The organism is Hyphomonas sp. CY54-11-8 (assembly GCF_000682735.1).
GTDB lineage: Bacteria > Pseudomonadota > Alphaproteobacteria > Caulobacterales > Hyphomonadaceae > Hyphomonas.
This window is the reverse complement of sequence record NZ_AWFD01000034.1, coordinates 25754-42617: the sequence shown is the minus strand read 5'-3', so window position 1 is coordinate 42617 and position 16864 is coordinate 25754. Positions and strand designations below refer to the sequence as shown.

Sequence of the window (16864 nt, the reverse complement as noted above, 5' to 3'; positions counted from 1 at the left end):
CCTACTCGTCTTCCGGCGGCGTGGTGTCATCGATGATCGGGCCATGACCCATGCCGATATCGACCGGGCCCTGTTCGATGAACTCTACCATTTCGCGCGGCACAGTCCCGGCGGGACAGGCTGCGACGACCGGCTGAGCATTGCCGATAGCCGGCATCCGGGCATCCACGCGCTCCACCGGCTGGGACCGGACAACAAGGCTGAACAGGAAGATTGCAGCGATGGCAGCGCCAATCGCAGCGATCGTCCAGTTGCCGTACACAGGATCTTCGTCGGGCTGAACCACTGTGGTTGGGGCCGTACGCGCGCTTGCAGATGCGCGCGCGACCGCGGCGGAGACGCCGGTCGTGGGTCTGGCCGCATGCTGGCCATTACCGTTCCGGATCGTTGTCGCGGCTTTGGACGCAGCTTCAGCAGCTTCCTTGGCGGGTTCCGGCTTGATACCGAGAGCCTTCTCGCGCTTCTGCCGCTCTGCAATTGCTAGCGGGTCATCAGCATGCGCTTCGAGCCAGGCTTCCCGGCCTTCGTCATCCTTTGAGCCAAGCTTCATCCAGGCACGAAGGTCAGACCGGCCCGTACGCTCTGCGAGTTCCTCAACCAGCTTGTAGAAGCCTTCCGGCATCTTGCGGGAGGTGAAGCCCTCAAGCGCAAAACGCTTGGCCTTGCGATAGGGTTCGTAAGGAATGGTCTTGTCGATGCCGGCATGCACCAGCATCCCATCCCGGGAATTGCCGACGGCCGCAGCCGCACGCACCCAGTCATTCTTCACAGAATTTTCGGACCACAGGACCAGCATGTTGCCGGACTTTCCGGCATCGCGCGCATCCTTCGCGTCGAAAATATCGTCCTCCGTTTGTTTCTGATTGAAACGAACGGTGAATTTCAGCGAGCGGAGACGACGGGCGACCAGTTTCGCCATGTCGAAGTCTTCCGGCACAGTTACGAGAAAGACGTCATAAGCCATGCATTCTGCCTTGCATTTCGTGGGCCAACCTTACCCAAAGCCCCCCTGTTGAACACCCAATTCCGCTGTCAGGAGAGAAAACCGCCTGTTTTTCCTGCGGGAATAGGGCTATGGCCCCCTCGAAATCTAAGTTTAAGGAGGCCGGAATGGGCTTCAAATGCGGGATCGTGGGCCTGCCGAATGTTGGCAAATCCACGCTTTTCAACGCCCTGACACAGACCGCCGCGGCACAAGCGGCGAACTATCCGTTCTGCACGATTGAGCCGAACGTGGGCGAAGTGGCCGTTCCGGAGCCGCGCCTGGCTGAACTCGCCAAGGTCGCCGGCTCAAAGGAAATCATTCCGGCGCGCATGAACTTTGTCGACATCGCGGGCCTCGTCGAAGGTGCGAGTCAGGGCGAAGGCCTCGGCAACAAGTTCCTCGCCAATATCCGCGAAACCGACGCCATCATCTATGTGCTGCGCTGCTTCGACAACGACGACATCACCCATGTCCGCGGCACGATCGACCCGGTCGCGGACTTCGAAGTCGTCGAGACCGAACTGATGCTCGCGGACCTCGAAAGCCTCGAGAAGCGCAAACAGAACGTCATCAAGAAAGCCAATTCCGGCGACAAGGAAGCCAAGGCACAGGTAGCGCTGATCGACCTCGCTCTCAATGAGCTGAAGGAAGGCCGCCCTGCCCGGCGCGCCGATGTGCCGAAGGATGACCTTAAAGCCTGGAACATGCTTCAACTGCTGACGTCGAAGCCGATCCTTTTCGTGGCCAATGTGGACGAAGCCAGCGCTGCGACGGGCAACGACTATTCCAAGCGCGTCGAGGAACGCGCCAGGGAAGAAGGCGCAGGCTGTGTCGTGATCTCAGCCCAGATCGAGTCCGAACTGGCGGTGCTCGACGAGCCGGACCGTACCGAATTCCTGGAAACACTGGGGCTGGAAGAACCCGGCCTGACCCGTCTGATCCACGCCGGTTACGATCTGCTGGACCTGCAGACCTATTTCACGGTCGGCCCGAAGGAAGCCCGCGCCTGGACCATCCGCAGGGGCTGGACCGCGCCGAAAGCCGCCGGTGTCATCCATGGCGACTTCGAGAAAGGCTTCATCCGCGCCGAGACGATCACATATGACGACTATGTCGCGTGCGGGGGCGAAGCCGGCGCCAAGGAAGCTGGCAAGATGCGGGCAGAAGGCAAGGAATATGTCGTGCAGGACGGCGACGTGATGCACTTCCGCTTCAATGTCTGACCGGCACCGACGGTTCGGCCAGCCTCAATCGAGCCATTCATCGGGAATGGTGACACCGGCGCGCTCATTGTCCCAAGCGATGCTGAGGATCTGCCAAGAGTCTGCAAGCCGGGCCATCGTAATGAAGTTCACTCCTCGGGAATGGATTTCACGATCGCCGACACGGTAGATGGTTTGGTAAACGCTGCGTACCTGCGCAACAGAGCCCAGCCGCGCACATTCGTGCCCGATCTCTGATTCCTCGAAAGCGGCGCCCGCCAGGTTTTCCTCGGCGGTTTTGATATATTCGTCGAAAGTCAGGCATTGATTTGCCGGCAGCGTATCGATGGCAACGCCTGTTCGGGTCATGGTTGCGCGGGGGTGATACAGCGGCCGGATACTCTCCCAGTCCCGCTCGCCTGAAGGCTGCGAGATCACATCGTAAATTGCTTTCATCATCCCACGGCTGTCCAGGTCACTCATGCCATCGCTCCGTCAATATCGTTGTGTTTCTATGCCTGCCGAACACAGAGTCTGGAGGCTCAATCATCGCCACCGACAGCTTTTTCGTGCAGCGGCGTCAGTGTCCAGGCGAACGCGATCAGGGGCTGGTCCATATCGCGCTCTTCCCAGAGGATCTCAGCGATCCGCTCAATATAGCCATTGATTTCCCGAAGGGATTCCGCGCTTGGCCTGTTGATCAGGCGGAAAAATCCGAGATTGCGCTCCGGACCCTCGAGCTGCGCATCCGGGTGCGTCAGTCCCTGGACAAAATCCCGGTGTGCCTGCCGGCAAATCGCACCGACAGTCCGGTCTATGGTTTCGTGATTGCCCGGATCCGCGAGGGCCTTCTGCAAACGCATACGCGGAGCCCGCGTGGCGTAGAGCACTTCAGTCCGCCGGTTTGAGATCTGGGTCCCGGTCTCCACGACCAGCTCGGCCTTCACCAGCATATTGATATGATAATAAATCGAGGATGGCTGGCGTCCCATCGATGCCGCCAGTTGCTTGATCGACATCTGTCCGTTTCCAACGAGGTGGTCGACAATATCCATCCTAACGGTCGAAGCCATACATTCAAGCTGGTCCTTCCGGAGAACCCAGTAAGTGTCCTGGTCTTCCGTCCCGCTCTTGCTGCTCAATCCTGCCATGAAACAAGTTCCCCTTTTCCCAAAGCCCCTGCATCCACAAGGCACTCCGGTCACCTCTCCCCGATAAGGCACTATAACGCCGGGTTCCAGACTTCGGGAGTTTTTGACACCTGCATACCTTTCCCCAAGGTCATGAGGTTTGCCGCCTTGCCCGACTCTTTCCCTTGTGGCGTTCTGCCGTGCAAAGTCACCAAAATAAGGTGATAGGAGGAGCGTAATATGAAGTTTGAACTGGACGAAGAGCACAGGATGCTTGCCGATCTCGTCCAGCGCTTCGTGCGGGATGAGCTAATGCCCCTTGAAGGCGCAGTGCTCGAACGCGAAGCCAGCGGCCAAGGCGCCTACCTGACACCGGAAGAGCGCCAGAGGCTGGACAAGGTTTCAAAGGAACTTGGCCTGTGGAGCCTCGATGCGCCGGAAGATGCCGGTGGCATGGGCATGCCGCACGTGGCCCTGGTGGCGGTCAACGAAGCGCTCGGCTCCACAGTCGCGACCTATACGCTTCCGCCGGATTCACCGAATCTTCGCATGCTTATGACGACGGTGAACGAGCAGCAGAAGAAAGCCTATCTGGAGCCCTACGCCCGCGGCGAGACCATCTCCGCCATCGGGATTTCCGAACCCGGCGCCGGCGCCGATCCCGCTGGGATGATCACGCGAGCTGTGCGCGACGGGGATGACTGGATCATCAATGGCCGCAAGATCTGGATCACCCGGGCGGCTGAAGCCGACTTCACGATCCTCATGGCGATCACCGACAAGGAGAAGAAAGCGCGCGGCGGCATGTCAGCCTTTCTCGTCGACCGTGACACGCCGGGCTTCAATGTCCTGCGGCGCATCCCGATGCTGGGCGGCGAGTTTACCTACGAAGTGACACTGGAAGACTGCCGCGTGCCCGGCTGGAAACTGCTGGGCGAGGAAGGCCAGGGATTTGGCCCGATGCAGGTGCGACTTGGCACCCGCCGCATGGAGATGGCCGCCTGGTGTATCGGCGCGGCGCAACGTGCGCTCGACATGATGCGGGAATATGCACCCCAGCGGAAAACGTTCGGTCACAAATTGTCTGAGCGCCAGTCGATCCAGTGGTGGGTCGCCGATGGTGCCGCCAAGATCCATGCGGCTCGCCTGATGGCGTATGATTGCGCGTGGAAGATCGATCAGGGCCGCGACGTGCGCACAGAGATCTCAATGATCAAGTTCTACGCCACCGAAATGGCGCAGGAGATCATCGACAACGCCATGCAGTGTTTCGGCGCGATGGGCATGACCAAGGAAATGCCGCTGCATCTGTTTGCAGGCCGTATTCGCAACATGCGTATTTATGACGGGCCATCCGAAGTGCACCGGATGGTCGTCGCCCGGAACCTTATGGATACCCGCCCATGACGCACTCGATCGCCGTGCGCGAAGTCGGTCATGTGACCGAGATCGTGTTCTCCAATCCGCCGAACAATCACGCCAATGTGGGTCTGCTCCGAGAGATCGGAGAGGTCCTTCTGACACTGGACGCACAACCCGAGTGCCGGGCCATCGTGCTCGCCTCGGAGGGCAAGGCTTTCTGTGCGGGGGCGGACCTTGCCAATGATGAACGCGGCGGAGGCGTCGGAGGATCCGGTGATGACCCGGTTCGAGAATTCTATGACCAGGCCCTGCGTATCTACGAAGCCAAAAAGCCAATCGTCGCGGCAATTCAAGGGGCCGCCGTCGGTGCTGGCCTTGGCCTTGCGGTTGCGGCTGACTTCCGGATCGCTGCACCAGAGGCACGGTTTGTCGCCAATTTCACACGGCTGGCCTTCCACCCGGGCTTTGCGCTCAGCGCGACCCTGCCCCGCCTGCTGGGCTCGCAGAAAGCTGCGCTGATGTTGCTGACATCCCGGAGGATCAAAGGGGAAGAAGCTGTCGCAATGGGCCTGGCGGATGAACTGGTTCCGCTCGCAGACGTACGCTCTGCCGCTCACAAGCTCGCGGCCGAAATAGCAGAGGGCGGGCCTTTGGGCGTCTTGGCAACCCGGAAAACCCTTCGCACCGGTCTCTATGAGACGGTTCGGGATACGCTGGCCCACGAACATGAAGAACAATGGAAACTGCGCGCAACAGAAGACCATCAGGAAGGCATCCGGTCTGTCGCAGAGCGCCGGCCGGGTAACTTCAAAGGCCGCTGACGTGCCGAGTTCCTTTTCCCACATCACAGGTCTCGTACCTGTTGTCGCAACCGGCAGGAGGTCATTGATGCCGCCGGTCTGTGTCGCTAGTCTTTTCTCCGGAGGAAGCGGGCAAATATGAAACCAACAGACACGAGCAATCCCGACTACTTTCACAAAGTCGTCGATTGCCAATGGGCCTGCCCGGCACACACACCGGTCCCGGCATATATCCGTCTCATCGCGCAGGGGCGTTACAGCGACGCCTACCTGCTAAACAGGGATTCCAACGTGTTCCCGGGTATCCTGGGCCGCGTCTGTGACCGGCCATGTGAGCCAGCCTGCCGGCGGACTCGCGTGGATGGCGAGCCGGTGGCGATCTGCCGCCTGAAACGTGTGGCAGCCGACCATCGTGATGATGTGACGAGCCGCCTTCCGCAGAAGCCGGATCAGACGAACGGCAAGAGAATCGCGCTGATTGGCGCAGGCCCGGCGAGCTTCACGGTGGCGAACGACCTCGCCCCGCTTGGCTACGAGTGCACCATTTTCGAGAAACTGCCTGAAGCCGGCGGCCTGATGCGCGCCAACATTCCGGCCTTTCGCCTGCCCGAGAAAGTGCTGAACGAAGAGCTGCAGTACATTCTCGACATGGGCGTCGAGCTGAAGCTCAACACGCCAGTCTCCAGCATGAAGGCACTGCTGGATGAGGGGTGGGACGCGGTCTTCGTCGGCACCGGCGCGCCGAAGGGCAAGGACCTGCACCTGCCCGGCCGCGAAGAGGCGGACGAAAATATTCACATCGGCATCGACTGGCTGGAATCGGTCGCGTTCGAACATATCGACGAAATCGGCAAGAATGTCTTGATCATCGGCGTCGGCAACACCGCCATGGACTGCTGCCGCACCTCCCTTCGTCTTGGGGCGGACAATGTGAAAGTCATGGCGCGCAAGCCACGTAATTTCTTCAAGGCCTCCGAATGGGAACTGGAAGATGCCGAGGAAGAGAACATCCAGATCGTCGTGAACCATTCGCCAAAAACCTTTGTCACCGAGAATGGCAAACTGGTTGGCATGACGTTCGAGCTGATGGAGTACGATGTTGACGACAAGGGCGAGATCACCGGCCAGCGGGTGATCGGTGAAGAGACCCTGCCCTGCGACGATGTCATCCTCGCCATCGGGCAGGAGAATGCCTTCCCATGGATCGAAAATGATGCCGGCATCGAGTTCGGCAAATGGGATGTGCCTGTTGTCGATGAGGAGACTTTCGAGTCCACCCGTAAAGGCGTCTTCTTCGGCGGTGACTCCGCGTTCGGTCCGAAGAACATCATCTGGGCCGTGGAGCACGGTCATCAGGCGGCAATCTCGATTCACCGGCACTGCCAGGGCCTCGGCCTGCGTGATCGGGCACCTCGTGAAGTCGAGCTGCAATCTGCCAAGATGGGCATGTTTGAATGGCGTTACTCGAATGCTTACACCGCGGCCGAACGCCGCGAGATGGAGCATGTCGCGCTTGTGGACCGGTTCCAGCGCCTGAACATCGAGGTCGAGCTCGGCTTCAATGCCGAACAGATCGCCGTCGAAGTCCAGCGCTGCCTGAACTGTGATGTGCAGACTGTCTTCGAAGCGCCACTCTGCGAAGAGTGCGATGCATGTATCGATGTCTGCCCGGTCGAGTGCCTCAGCATCACGCCTGACGCCGACAGCGAAGCGGAATTGCGTGCTTCGCTCACGCAGCCGGAAGCTCCGGAAGAGCAATCCCTCTTCGTATCAAATCCCCTGCCGCTGACCGGCCGGGTGATGATCAAAGATGAAAACGTTTGCCTGCACTGCGGCCTGTGCGCCGAGCGCTGCCCCACATCTGCCTGGGACATGAAGGAAGGCGTGATCAAAATTCCCCATGCGGACGACCAAGTGGAGACCGTGGCATGAACGGACCCGGCATCAATGATTTCACCCTGCGTATCGCAACGGTGAACGGCACAGGCTCGGCCAGTGCAAACGGCCTGCTGATGAAGGCTATTTTCCGGATGGGTGTGCCCGTGGTGGGCAAGAACATTTTCCCATCCAATATTCAGGGTTTGCCGACCTGGTATGAGATCCGCGTGACGGGTGATGGCTATGCCGGACGCGACGGCGAGACCCATTTCGTTATCGCGATGAACCCTGAGACGTATGCGGATGACCTGGCAGAACTCGCCCCTGGCGGTGTCCTGCTTTATGACTCGACCTGGCCGCGTCCGCAACTTCTTTCCCGCCCGGACGTCACTGTCCTGGGGGCGCCGCTGTCGGCCATGTGCAATGAGGCGTTCAAGGCCGCACGCTCGCGCATCCTGATGAAGAACATGGCCTATGTCGGCGCTGCCGCAGCGCTGTTGAACCTTGATCTTGGCGTGATTGAGCAATTGGTCATCGAGATGTTCGCGGGCAAGGAAAAGCTCATCCCGCTGAACATGCAGGCCGTTGCACTCGGCCACGATTACGCCAAGCAGAACTTCAAGTGCCCGCTGGATTTCCGCGTCAGCCCGCTGGACAAGACCAAGGGTAAGGTGATGATCGACGGCAACACGGCGGCCGGTATCGGCGCCGTCTTCGGCGGGGCGACCTTCGGCGCCTGGTACCCTATTACGCCGTCTACGTCGCTGATGGATGCCTTCCAGAAATATTGCGAAGAGCTCCGTGTCGACCCCGAAACCGGACAGAACAATTTCTGTATCCTGCAGGCGGAAGATGAATTGGCAGCAGCAGGCCTCACCATCGGCGCGGCTTGGGCAGGTGCCCGCGGCTTTACACCGACCTCAGGCCCCGGCGTGTCGCTGATGAGCGAATTCATCGGATTTGCGTACTATACCGAAGTACCGTTGGTGATATGCGATATCCAAAGGGTCGGTCCGTCCACCGGCATGCCCACACGGACACAGCAATGCGACATCCAGCTCTGCGCCTATGCCTCGCACGGCGACACACGCCACCTCGTTCTCTTCCCGGCCCATCCCGGTGAATGTTTCGAATTCTCGGCCAAGGCGCTCGACCTTGCCGAACGCTTCCAGACCCCGGTCTTTTTCCTGTCCGATATCGACATCGGCATGAATGACTGGATGGTCGACGAACTGACCTGGCCGGAAGATTATGTGCCTGACCGCGGCAAAGTTCTTGATGCAGAACAGCTTGAGGAAATCGACGCGTTCTATCGCTATCTGGATGTAGACGGAGATACGATTCCTTACCGCACTTTGCCGGGAACACACCCGAAGGGCGCCTACTTCCTGCGTGGCTCCGGCCATACAAAACTTGGCCGTTACACGGAAAAAGGCCCTGAATACAAGGAAGTCATCGACCGGCTTTACGAAAAATGGAAACGCGCTGCTGCCTTCATGCCTGAGCCGGTTGTGAAAAAGGCCGACCGACCGGCCCGCTATGGCATGATCGCCATCGGCAGCTCGGATGCCGCCGTGACCGAAGCCCGTGACCGTCTGGAAGCTGCCGGCGTCCCGGTCGACTACATGCGTGTTCGCGGTTTCCCGTTCAGCGATGATGTCGCCGCTTTTGTCGAAGCGCACGAGGAAGTCTTCGTTGTTGAGCAGAACCGCGACGCGCAGCTGATGAATTTGTTGATCACGGAAACCAGCGCCGCCAAGGAGAAGCTGGTGCCCGTGCTGCACTATTCCGGCGAGCCGCTGAACTACCGTTTCGTCTTTGAGGCAGTGGAAACCGCCCTGAAAGTGAGGAAGATCGCATGACCTCCTTCGTCAAACCCAAGATCCGCAGACTGAACGAGCCGACCAACGGACTCGGAAAAACACGCGCCGACTATGATGGCGCCATGTCGACTCTGTGCGCCGGTTGCGGACATGACAGCGTAACCGCCGCCCTTGCCCGCGCTTTCTATGAACTTTCGACCGATCCGAAAGATGTGGTGAAAGTGTCCGGCATCGGGTGCTCTTCCAAGACGACCACCTATTTCCTGAAGGACGCGCACGGCGCCAACACGGTACATGGGCGCATGCCGTCCTTTGCCACCGGCGCAGCCGCGGTGAATAAGAACCTCACCTATGTCGGCGTGTCCGGCGACGGTGACAGCCTGTCCATCGGGCTTGGCCAGATGGCCCACGCGATCCGGCGCAATGTCGACATGATCTATATGCTGGAGAATAATGGCGTATACGGACTGACAAAAGGCCAGTTTTCGGCCTCCAGCGATGTCGGCTCCAAGGCCAAGAAAGGCGCTACCAACATGCTGCCGCCGATCGATCCGGCGATCATGGCACTGTCCATCGGCGCGACTTTCGTGGCGCGCAGCTTCTCCGGTGACAAGGCTCAGCTGGTCTCGCTGATCAAGGCCGGCATCGCGCATCGCGGCTTCGCCCTGATCGATGTCATCTCGCCCTGCGTCAGCTTCAACGACCACAAGGGCTCCACCAAATCCTACGCCCACACCTATCAATATTACCACAAGGCCGTGCACGCCGATTACGTGCCACCGAGCGAGGAAATTACGGCAGCCTATGACGAGGGTGAGACCATGCCGGTGGAACTGCACGATGGCGGATCGATCCTGCTGCGCAAGCTGGACAAGGATTACGACCCGACCAACCGGGCTTCAGCGATGGAAAAACTTCTTGAGAGCCAGCAGACGCAGGAGATCCTGACCGGCCTGCTCTACATCGACGAATCCCGCCCTGCGATGGCGGAGCACAAGAAACTGCCGGACACGCCGCTCCACTCGCTTCCTTACTCGAAACTCAATCCGGGTGCTGAAGCGCTGCGCAAGATCCAGGAGGAATTCCGCTGATCTTTCCCTCAGGCTGGTAAGCTTCGCGAGGCCTGTTAGACTTACCGCGCCTGTAACGTTCAGGGTGGGAGAGTGAAGTGCGAAAACCCTTTTTTCTACAACCGCTTAGCGGTCTGTTCGTTTTGGCACTCGTCGCCTTCACGGGCGTCGCGACAGCACAACCGGATTCGTTTCCGGAAGAAGACCCAAGCTGGCCCCGGACCGAATTTTCGATCTCGGACGATGAAGCCGGCACCAAGGGCTTCAATACACAGCCCGCCCGAAAAGAAGACTGGCCTTACTTCGCAGCCCTGCGCGGCACCCGGGATGGAGTGGTCACGTATGATTGTGGCGGGACGGCCATCTCGTCCAGATGGGTGCTGACTGCTGCGCATTGCGTCGAGGGCGCTGCGAAAAATGCCGCGACCGGAAAATGGGAACGACCGGGGTCTGGCGCGCTCCAACTGGTGCTCGGCCCGAAAGACCTGAAGACGGTCACACCGGCCAATGTCTACAATGCAGCGGACGTGCGCATCGCGCCCAATTTCACGCGTGGTGGCGAGAACAAAGTTCCGGTGAATGACATCGCTCTTGTGAAGCTGGACCGGCCATGGACCGGGCCGGTCGTCCGGCTGTCGGCCAGCAGCGCTTCAGATGTCGACCGCTTCTTCGGGCCGGCCTACTTCGCCGGGTTCGGCAAGACCGACATGCGTCAGGCATCGCCAGAACGCTACACATCCGCCGAAGGCCCGTTCGCTGCGTATACAGATATCCTTGGCAATGCGATGATCCCGACGCGCAGTCCGGAAGCCTGCAGCAATGTCTACCAGGTCGAAGCCTATGACAGCGCAGGCATGATCTGCGCCGGGTATGACACCGGCATTATCGATTCCTGCCAGGGCGATAGCGGCGGGCCTCTAATCGCCCGGGATTTCGCTGGCCGTGTCTACCAGATCGGCATCGTCAGCTATGGTGAAAGCTGCGGTGTCCGCGGAAAGCCCGCCGTCTACACGCGCATTTCCGGTTTCAAAGACTTCGTCCGGTCCGTCGTATCCGACGCGGTCTTCGTGGATGCCAAACCGGAGAAGACGGTCTACATGACCAAAGCCGGACTGGAGAACCTCATCCGGACGCTCAAACCCGCAGAAGGCAAGGTCAGCGTCCGCATCAATGATGGCGGCTCGGAATTCCGCTCCGGCGAGCGAGTTCGTATTTTCATTGATCCATCGATCAAGGGCCGTCTGTGGGTATTTGATCTGGATCCGTCCGGTACGGTTAGTTGCTTGTTCCCATGCAATGCCGGCGAAGTGGAAACGGCGCTGGTGGAGCCTCAACAGTCCGTTGTCCTGCCGCCCGACGGCGTCTCCATCAGTATTTCCCCCCCCACCGTTCCGGGCGACAGCACTCTGGCCGCGTTCGTCCTGCCGGAAAGGATGGCCCTCATCGGCGATACATTGCCGGACCTCAGCCGGACGAAAGGACCGATCCGGACGGTCTGGCAATCCTACTCGGATATTCTCGTCTTCGAAGTACGCGATGCCATGTCGGATGCGCCCTCGTCAGACCCCTTCGCCAATACGGGCATGGGTTTGCTCACTTACAGCGTCAGTGAATGAAGGCCGCCATGAAGAACTTCGTCCGCCCATTCCTTTCGGCCGCTGGGTTTCTGGCTCTGGTCAGTGCCTGCCAGACGGCACCGGATGACGCGCCGAGCGCAGAACAGCTTGCATGGACGTCCACACTCGATGCTGATGCCCGCGCTTCAGACCGGATCGTCAATGGAGACCGGTCCACGCTGGCGCAGTGGCCTTATATCGCAACCTTGCGGCATGAGACGCGGAGCGGGCGGCTGCAATATTTCTGCGGAGGCACTTTCATTGCCCGGCGATGGGTGCTGACCGCAGCGCACTGTTTTGAGGGGGAATCCCGGCAGGTCGATGGACGGTGGGAATGGAAGCCGCGGGCCAAACTGGAAATTGTCGGTGGCACCGACGACCTCGGCGCCGGCGATGAGAGCGTGTTTGAAGTCGACGCTGTCATGATCCATCCGGACTATAAGCCGACTATGGAAGTCGCACCCGGTGTCTGGGAGGGATCGGAAAACGACCTCGCCCTGGTTCGCATCGGACGCACCTGGACCGGACAGCTGGCGCGGCTTTCATCGGGCGGGGCCTCCGACAGTGACGTGAATGGTGCGCGGGCCTTTGTTGCGGGGTTTGGCAAGCAGGCTGATTCGGGCGCGCAGGCACGTTTGGAGACGTTCCGCATCGGCGCCGGCGACCGGTCTGGCCAGGCGGGCTCGCGCTATCTCTATCACGCCATGCTGCCCATGAAGCCGCCGGAGGTGTGTGGCGCGCAATATGCTGACCTTGCCTATGACGGTAGCACGCAGATCTGTGCGGGCCGGAAGTTCGGCGGCGTCGACAGCTGTCAGGGTGATAGCGGCGGCCCACTGGTCGCGCTCGATGCCAGTGAGCGGATTTATCAGGTCGGCATTGTGAGCTACGGATTTGAATGCGCTGCGGCGAAATCGGAGGGCGTCTACACGCGCGTCTCACCCTACAGGAGCTGGATCGAGACCACGGCGCGTGGCGCCATGTTTGTCGATGCCCAGCCGGAGCAGGTCTTCGTTGCGACCGCGGAAACGATGGAAGCCATGGCGCGGGTGCTCAGCCCCACTAGCGATCGCATCAACCTGAGCGTGGCACAGGAAGGCGAAGGCGCAAACGCGGCGCTGAAGATTTCCGTGACGCCAAAAATCGATGGCCGCCTCATAGTCTTCGAGCTAGAGAATTCCGGCCGGATCAATACCTACTTCCCGAACGACAGGACTCCGGAAGAAAGGGCCATCGTCAAAGCCGGGCAGACTATCAATTTGCCCGAAGTACCGTGGATGATCATCCCACCTGCTGAAGACGGCGCGAGGATCTATGCCTTCGTCATTCCGGAGGGCGTTGCGTTTGCGGGCGACCTGTTACCGACACCAGCGAGGATGCGGACCGTCGCGGAAGAGGAACAGCCGGAGCGAGAGCCGGTCGACTTCGCCACGCGCATGCTGACGGAAGTCGCCAAGCGGTCGAGCGAAGGCGGGCTATCGGATTGGGCTGCAGCGACCGCGACTTACTGATCGTCCTCGTTGTCGGCCAGTTCTTCTTCCAGCAACTCTTCGACACGAGCGTCTGCCTCTTCGAGCAGGGTTTCAGCCTCGTCAATCTTGTCTGACGGCAATGGACCACGCCAGTTGAACACGTGTTCGATGTCGAACAAGGCGTCTTCGACGTCATCACGCGCCTCGATCAGGTCGTCTGAGCTCGTATCCTCGTCGGCGAGCGTACGGCGCAGGTCCAGCACGGCACGGCGGAGGGCGCGCTCAAGCCCACGCTGCGTGGTTAGCTCACCTGCCCGTTCCTCTTCTTCGTCGCGGCGCGTGCCTTCCTTGTCAATTTGCTTGCGGAGCTCTTCTTCGGCAGCTGCCTGCACGGCATTGGAGCGCAGCAGCGAACCGATATCAGAGAGCAGCGGATCGCCGCGCTTCAGCTCCAGAACATCCACAAAGAGGTTGAAGATGCCCGAGTCCCGATCGACGCCGGAATAGTCGAGCGGCATCCAGCCCGTTTCAAGGGCGGCCGCGGCGGGGCCAGAGATGTACTGTCCGCGTTGAAGCTCGGGAAACTTGAAAACACCGCGGGCAAAGCCTGACGCGTCGTGAAACTCCACTGCGCCTTCAGGTGTGAATTGGACATAGGTTCGCGGCTCCGGGCGCTCAAAGTCCAGCACAAGGAGGTAGTCGCGAGAATCGTAACGCGCCTGCCGTTCGAATTCATTCGATACGACCTTGAGCAACTCGGCATTAAAATAGCCGGACTGTTCGTCATCGGGCACCAGGCGGATCTCTGCATAGAAGGATGGCCGGGAGACAAGGCCGAGACGGTTCCATTCCGCCAGGAATTCTGGCGGCGCATTGCCAAATGACGGCCCGGACGGGTCGAAACCTTCCCTGATCACATGAACACAGCCGACTTCCCGATTGAACTCCATCATGTCAGGGCTGGTGAATAGTTTTCCGCTGACAACGCCGGTGCTGCGGTCAATCTTAGGCGCGCCCATCTGCTGGAGCCAGGCGCCGACGGAATCGAAGGCCAGCATGCCAGCCTGCAGCGCCAGTTCCTGGCCGAATCCGAGTGTCCGGTCTCCCGGGCCGCGCGTGTCTGGCGGCAGGCAGGAATCGTCCAGCATGATGCGAAGGTCAGAGCCCATGCCGTCGGAAACCACCGGCGGCCTTGTATTGATGCTTCTAGTCAGACACCCCGTCAGCGCCGTGCAGGCGCCAATCATTGCCGTGAACGCCAGAACGCTGCGTCTCTTTCCCACGACCGACTCCTCACTCAAGACCGATCGAACCGATGACCGGGTACGCCCGTCTTTCCCCTGAAAATTCAATTCACAACAGTTTTAAGGCCACGGCAACAGTAACCGTGTTCTCCGCCGCCTCATTCCAGTCAGGTGCAGCTTTTCTGACGGAAGGATTCAAAGCCTGCCGTAGTGAACTTCACCATGTGCTCATAGGCGTCTGTGAGGTCGCTGGAGCGGCATAGGCCACCGGACAGATGGTCGATGCGTCCGGTTTGGGCAAATGTTAGCGTCAGGGCGCCAGACAGGCAGTGATAAGCCCAGTAGAGGTCGCGATCTTCCATCCCGGGCAAGGCCAGGCGGAAGGCGTCCATGAAACGATCGACCAGCGGATCAAAGAATTGCGTCATCAATACGCCGCCCCATTCAGGAGAATTGTTCACGTAGGCGATCAGGGCGTAGTAGTTTTTCCAACCCTCTTCCTGAACATGGTCGCCGATCAGCAGAGGACGCAGATAGGCCCGGATGATCGCCTCTACGGTGGGCGCCTGATCGCTCTGCTGCAGGCATTCGTCCAGCTGGTTCAGGCGCAGCTGGTTCATGATTTCGGCACGGCGCACCAGTACGGCATCGAACAGGTCCCGTTTCGGTCCGAAATAATAGTTGGGCAGCGCGACATCGACACCGGCATGCTTGGCGATGGCGCGCAGCGTAACGCCGTCATAGCCATGCTTTGCGAACTGTTCCTCTGCCGCATCGAGGATCGCGGTGCGTCGGTCAGGTCGTGTTTTGGTCCGCGTTCCCGTCATACACAGCTCCTACCGCTCCAGCATCCGCACATCAATCGGTTGGGGGTCAGAGCCACACCAACCTGAATTGTCCCAGCCAGACCACACCTATCCCGAGCGCCAGAAACGGACCGAAAGGCATCATGCCGTCAGGCCGGCGCCCCATCAGTGTGAGCGCCCCGGCAAAGGCAAGTCCTGAGCCGCTCGCAATGAGCACGATCCATGGAAGACCGATCCAGCCGCACCACGCTCCGCCCGCCGCAAGCAGCTTCGCATCCCCGCGGCCGAGACCATCCCGACCGCGCAACGCCCGGTAGCCCTTTTCGATCCCCAGAAAGAAAACATAGCCGCCTGCCGCTCCGATCAGTGCAATCCAGACGTCTCCGGTAAAATACCATGACTGGACGAGGCCAGCACCGATCAGTGGAAGAGTCAGCGCGTCAGGCAAGCGCAAAGTGCGTATGTCTATCCAGGTGAGCGCCGCCAATGCCGGCAGGAGCACCACGCCCCAGAGCAACATGTCGGTTGTCATGAACGCCTGCCCCTTTGCCGCTGCGACATCCAGCCTGCAGCATAGAAGCATCCCTCCGAAACGAAAACGCCCGGGCACAGGGCCCGGGCGAATTGGAATATGTCTAGAGACTTACCTCAGAGCGATGAGGAGATGGCAGGGCCTCTCAGCGTATAGATACTGTTATTGCTTTCCACGTCCATCTGGATGAACCCTTCGGAAATCTCAGGCACCGAAGCAGGCATTTTGCTGCCGATGCCGCGCATCAGGGTTTCACCAGTGGCCGAGACCACGGACCAGCCCACCGGTTCGAACTGATCATTATAATTCGCAGCCAGATTTGTGCGCGGCGCAGCGACGAGTGGGACTGGCGTGTTGAGCTGTCCATCGACGCGAGCGAAGAGCTGCACGACGTAGAGCACACCGTTTGCCTCGACAGCAGCGACACCCATGTGGTCGAACTCATCCCGCTCCACGTTTGCAGCATTGGCCTCATCCGCCATGATGACCTTCTGGACATCTTCGGGAGAAGCACCCGCTTTCACGATGACGATGTTTGCACCGAATGAACCGATCAGAGCGCTGCGCTCCATCATGCGGACCCGGTCAAGGTGGGTGCGGCCTTCCAGGTCTTCGTGAGACGCATACCCCCGCACCGCCATATCGTAGGCGTGCAGCCGGGCCGCTTCGCTCAGGGAGCTGAGCATCCGCAGCTCAGACTCGCCCTGACTGGCACGTTGTTCGCCCGCCAGACGGAACAGCTGATCCGCCATCACGGCATCAGCCTCGACGCCGCTGATGTCCTTCAGGCAGGCATTCGCCTCCTGCTGGAATGCCGTCGGTGTGATGGCGTACCCATTGGAAAGGTCGCAGGCAGAATTTGCTTCTGCGAAGGAAGGACCGCTCAGGGCCGCAAAGGCCAGCGCCGAAACGGACAGAATTTTGGAGGCACGATGTAACATAAC

The 16864-nt window shown here is 60.0% G+C and carries 15 protein-coding genes; 8 read left to right on the top strand and 7 right to left on the bottom strand.

Annotated elements, in window-relative coordinates:
* Window position 1: 1 nt before the first annotated feature.
* Window positions 2–964, bottom strand: a complete 963-nt coding sequence (locus HY17_RS14085; protein ID WP_034767732.1) for a hypothetical protein — start codon at window positions 962–964, stop codon at window positions 2–4.
* 146 nt (window positions 965–1110) lie between these two features.
* Between HY17_RS14085 and ychF the strand changes: the two genes are divergently transcribed.
* Window positions 1111–2208: a redox-regulated ATPase YchF gene (gene ychF, locus HY17_RS14080; protein ID WP_034767731.1), complete on the top strand. Its 1098-nt coding sequence runs from the start codon at window positions 1111–1113 to the stop codon at window positions 2206–2208.
* Between the two features lie 24 nt (window positions 2209–2232).
* Here ychF and HY17_RS14075 read toward each other — a convergent pair whose 3' ends face one another.
* Both HY17_RS14075 and HY17_RS14070 read right to left on the bottom strand, forming a co-directional pair.
* A complete protein-coding gene (locus HY17_RS14075) occupies window positions 2233–2670 on the bottom strand; it encodes a nuclear transport factor 2 family protein (protein ID WP_034767728.1) in 438 nt (145 codons plus the stop codon).
* Window positions 2671–2729: 59 nt separating this feature from the next.
* The gene (locus HY17_RS14070; RefSeq protein WP_034767726.1) at window positions 2730–3338 is read right to left on the bottom strand and encodes a helix-turn-helix domain-containing protein; all 609 of its coding nucleotides are present in this window, start codon (window positions 3336–3338) and stop codon (window positions 2730–2732) included.
* A 219-nt stretch (window positions 3339–3557) separates the two neighbouring features.
* On the opposite strand from HY17_RS14070, the gene HY17_RS14065 reads away from it, so the two are divergent.
* From HY17_RS14065 to HY17_RS14035, 7 genes are all read left to right on the top strand, one after another.
* Entirely contained in the window at window positions 3558–4724 is a 1167-nt protein-coding gene (locus tag HY17_RS14065) for an acyl-CoA dehydrogenase family protein (protein WP_034767724.1), read from the top strand.
* Window positions 4721–5500 (top strand): enoyl-CoA hydratase/isomerase family protein, encoded by a 780-nt coding sequence (locus tag HY17_RS14060; protein WP_034767720.1) that lies wholly within the window; start codon window positions 4721–4723, stop codon window positions 5498–5500. Before HY17_RS14065 ends, HY17_RS14060 begins: the two co-directional genes overlap by 4 nt.
* 117 nt (window positions 5501–5617) lie before the next feature.
* A complete protein-coding gene (locus tag HY17_RS14055) occupies window positions 5618–7411 on the top strand; it encodes an FAD-dependent oxidoreductase (protein ID WP_034767718.1) in 1794 nt (597 codons plus the stop codon).
* Complete coding sequence (locus tag HY17_RS14050) at window positions 7408–9219, top strand: 2-oxoacid:acceptor oxidoreductase subunit alpha (protein ID WP_034767716.1); 1812 nt, start codon at window positions 7408–7410, stop codon at window positions 9217–9219. The genes HY17_RS14055 and HY17_RS14050 overlap by 4 nt, the downstream gene beginning before the upstream one ends.
* On the top strand, window positions 9216–10271 hold the full coding sequence (locus HY17_RS14045; protein ID WP_034767714.1) for a 2-oxoacid:ferredoxin oxidoreductase subunit beta: 1056 nt from the start codon (window positions 9216–9218) through the stop codon (window positions 10269–10271). The genes HY17_RS14050 and HY17_RS14045 overlap by 4 nt, the downstream gene beginning before the upstream one ends.
* A 77-nt stretch (window positions 10272–10348) precedes the next feature.
* Entirely contained in the window at window positions 10349–11866 is a 1518-nt protein-coding gene (locus tag HY17_RS19590; protein WP_081813169.1) for a trypsin-like serine protease, read from the top strand.
* 8 nt (window positions 11867–11874) lie between these two features.
* Window positions 11875–13377 (top strand): trypsin-like serine protease, encoded by a 1503-nt coding sequence (locus HY17_RS14035; RefSeq protein WP_034767711.1) that lies wholly within the window; start codon window positions 11875–11877, stop codon window positions 13375–13377.
* Here the strand turns inward: HY17_RS14035 and HY17_RS14030 are convergent.
* From HY17_RS14030 to HY17_RS14015, 4 genes are all read right to left on the bottom strand, one after another.
* The gene (locus HY17_RS14030; RefSeq protein WP_139068950.1) at window positions 13371–14621 is read right to left on the bottom strand and encodes a hypothetical protein; all 1251 of its coding nucleotides are present in this window, start codon (window positions 14619–14621) and stop codon (window positions 13371–13373) included. The genes HY17_RS14035 and HY17_RS14030 overlap by 7 nt on opposite strands.
* Window positions 14622–14749: 128 nt before the next feature.
* Window positions 14750–15409 carry a TetR/AcrR family transcriptional regulator gene (locus HY17_RS14025; protein ID WP_034767707.1) on the bottom strand — a complete coding sequence of 220 codons (660 nt, stop codon included), beginning with the start codon at window positions 15407–15409 and terminating at the stop codon, window positions 14750–14752.
* A 46-nt stretch (window positions 15410–15455) separates the two neighbouring features.
* On the bottom strand, window positions 15456–15920 hold the full coding sequence (locus tag HY17_RS14020; protein ID WP_081813183.1) for an A24 family peptidase: 465 nt from the start codon (window positions 15918–15920) through the stop codon (window positions 15456–15458).
* Window positions 15921–16036: 116 nt separating this feature from the next.
* Window positions 16037–16861, bottom strand: coding sequence for a CAP domain-containing protein (locus HY17_RS14015; protein WP_034767705.1), 825 nt, complete (start codon window positions 16859–16861; stop codon window positions 16037–16039).
* Between the last annotated feature and the right edge of the window lie 3 nt (window positions 16862–16864).